The following is a 3201-nucleotide window of genomic DNA, read 5'->3' on the forward strand; positions in this document are numbered from 1 at the left end:
CGAGGTCCTGGACGGGGGCGAGCGCCGACTTCTGGCGGAGTGGAACGAGACGGCCGTCCCGGTGGTGGCGGGTTCGCTGCCGGAGCTGTTCGCGGCGCACGTGGCCCGTGCGCCGGAGGCGGTCGCGGTGGCCGCGTCCGGTGTCGAGCTCTCGTACGCCGAACTGGAGTCCCGGGCCAACCGGTTGGCCCGCCATCTGGTCGCTCATGGGGTGGGTCCGGAGTCGCTGGTGGGGGTGTGCCTGGAGCGGGGTGCGGACCTGATCGTCGCGCTCCTCGCGGTCCTGAAGTCCGGTGGCGCCTACCTGCCTATGGACCCGGACTATCCGGCCGACCGCATCGCGTACATGGTCGAGGACGCCGCCCCCGTGGCGGTGCTCGCCTCCACCGGTACGGCCGAGGTGCTGCCCGTGACGGAAGCGGCCGTGGTGCTGCTGGACGACGCGGAGACGGTGGCGGCGCTGGCGGGGCTGGACGACGGTCCGCTGGGCACACGGATTCGGCCTGAGCACCCTGCGTACGTGATCTACACCTCGGGGTCGACGGGCCGTCCGAAGGGCGTGGTGGTCCCGCATCGGGGTGCGGTGAACCTCTGCGAGGGCCACAGCCGGACGGTGTTCGCCACGGACGGGGAGCCGATGAGGGTCGCGTTGACGACGTCGGTGTCCTTCGACGCGTCGTGGAACCAGCTCTCGGCCCTGTTCGTGGGACACGAGCTGCATGTGGTGGACGCGGAGACGTGGCTGGACGCGGGGGCTCTGGTGGCGTGGATGCGCTCTTCGCGCATCGACTTCGCCGAGGTCACTCCCTCGTACCTCCAAGTCCTCCTGGACGAGGGTCTGTTCGCGCACGAGCAGCACCCCGCCCGTATCGGTGTCGGTGGCGAGGCGGTCCCGGCCGGCCTGTGGGAGCGGCTGCGGTCGCTGGAGGGTGTGGAGGGCTTCAACTTCTACGGTCCGACCGAGGCGACGGTCGACACCGCCATCGCCCGCCTCTCCGACTCGGCCGCCGTCGTGGTCGGCAGGCCCGTCCCCAACGCCCGCGTCTTCGTCCTCGACGAGACCCTTCGGCCCGTCCCGGTCGGTGTGGCCGGTGAGCTGTACGTCTCCGGTGCCGGCCTCGCCCGCGCGTACGTCAACCGTGCGGCCCTGACCGCCGAGCGCTTCGTGGCTTCCCCCTTCTCGACGTCGGGCGAGCGCATGTACCGCTCCGGTGACCGCGTGAAGTGGGCGGCGGACGGTCAGTTGGTCTTCCTGGGCCGTACGGACGACCAGGTCAAGGTCCGTGGTTTCCGTATCGAGCCGGGCGAGGTCCAGGCCGCCGTCACGGCGCACCCGCAGGTCGTCCAGGCCGCCGTGGTGGTACGGGAGGACAGCCCGGGTGACCGTCGCCTCGTCGCGTACGTCGTCACCAGCGGCCAACCGGTGGAGCCGGTCGCGGAGTTCGTGGCCCGGAGCCTGCCCGAGTACATGGTCCCCTCGGCCGTCGTCGTCCTGGACGCCCTGCCGCTGACGGCCAACGGCAAGCTGGACCGCAAGGCCCTGCCCGCTCCCGAGCACGTGGTCAGTGCGGGGAACGGTCCGTCCAACGCCCGCGAAGAGATCGTGTGCGCCGCCTTCGCCGAGGTCCTGGGCCTGGAGAGCGTCGGCGTGGACGACGACTTCTTCCGGCTCGGCGGCCAGTCGCTCCTCGCCATCCGGCTCGTCGCCCTCCTCCAGAAGCGCGGCGTCTCCGTCTCGGTCCGCTCCTTCTTCCAGGCCCCAACGCCGGCCGGCCTCGCCGCCTCCGCGGGCGCCGTCCAGGTCGAGGTGCCGGCCAACCTGATCCCTGCCGACGCGACCGAGATCACGCCCGACATGCTGCCGCTCGTCGACCTCACCGCCGAGGAACTGGCCGCGGTCGTCGCCACCGTCGACGGTGGCGCGGCGAACGTCGCGGACGTCTACCCGCTCGCCCCGCTCCAGGAGGGCCTGCTCTTCCACCACCTCCTCGCGGACGGCGGTGACGACGCCTACGTCATGCCGACCGTGCTCGAGTTCGATGCCCGCGACCGGCTCGACGCCTTCGCGGACGCGCTCCAGCAGGTGGTGGACCGCCACGACATCTACCGCACGTCCATCGTGTGGGAGGGCCTGCGCGAGCCGGTCCAGGTCGTCTGGCGCCACGTGACCCTCCCCGTCACCGACGTCACCCTCGACCCCGAGGGCGGCGACCCGACGGAGCAGCTCGTCGCGGCCGGCGGCCTGCGCATGGACCTCGGCGAGGCACCGCTGATCCGGATGCACGCGGCCCGGATCCCCGGCACCGGACGCTGGCTCGGCCTGCTGCGGGCGCACCACGTCGTGCGCGACCACACCGCGCTGGAGATCGTCTTCAACGAGGTGCAGGCGATCCTCGCGGGCCGTGGCCGGGAGCTGGCGCAGCCGCTGCCGTACCGCAACTTCGTCGCCCAGACGCGCGGTGCCGTCGAGCGCTCGGAGCACGAGCGGTACTTCGCCGACCTGCTCGGCGACGTCACCGAGCCCACCGCACCCTTCGGCGTCGCGGACGTGCGCGGTGACGGCGCAGGAGCCGTACGTGAAGTGGTCCCGTTCGACACGGAGTTGACGGTACGGCTCCGGGAAGTCTCGCGGCGCCTGGGGGCCAGCCCCGCGACCGTCATGCACGTCGCGTGGTCCCGGGTGCTCGCGGCGGTCAGCGGCCGCGAGGACGTGGTCTTCGGCACCGTCCTGTTCGGCCGTATGAACGCGGGCGAGGGCGCCGACCAGGTGCCCGGCCCGTACATGAACACGCTCCCGGTCCGCGTCCGTATGGAAGCCTCCGGTGTCCGCGCGGCCGTGTCCGCGATGCGCGGCCAGCTGGCGGAGCTCCTGGAGCACGAGCATGCGCCGCTCGTCGTGGCGCAGCGCGCCAGCGGCGTCACCGGTGACACCCCGCTGTTCACCGCCCTGTTCAACTTCCGGCACAACCCCGGCCGCAGCGCAGAGGAGCGCGCGGACAAGCGTCGCCACGAGGGCATGGACGGCATGCGGGCCGTCTTCACGCGGGAGCGCACCAACTTCCCGCTGATGGTCTCGGTCAACGACAACGGCGACCTGTTCACGCTGGCCGTGGACGCGGTGGCGCCGATCGATCCGCGTGTGGTGGGTGAGTTCGTGCGCACGGCGGCCGGGAACCTGGTCTCCGCGCTCGAAGCGGCCCT

General features: G+C 72.2%; 1 protein-coding gene. It reads left to right on the forward strand.

Annotated features, from left to right (window positions below; translation table 11 throughout):
- Positions 1-3201, forward strand: a 3201-nt coding sequence (locus ACFVZW_RS36925) for an amino acid adenylation domain-containing protein (RefSeq protein ID WP_384530962.1), incomplete at both ends; no start/stop codon positions are given.

The organism is Streptomyces sp. NPDC059567 (assembly GCF_042735655.1).
Lineage (GTDB): Bacteria > Actinomycetota > Actinomycetes > Streptomycetales > Streptomycetaceae > Streptomyces.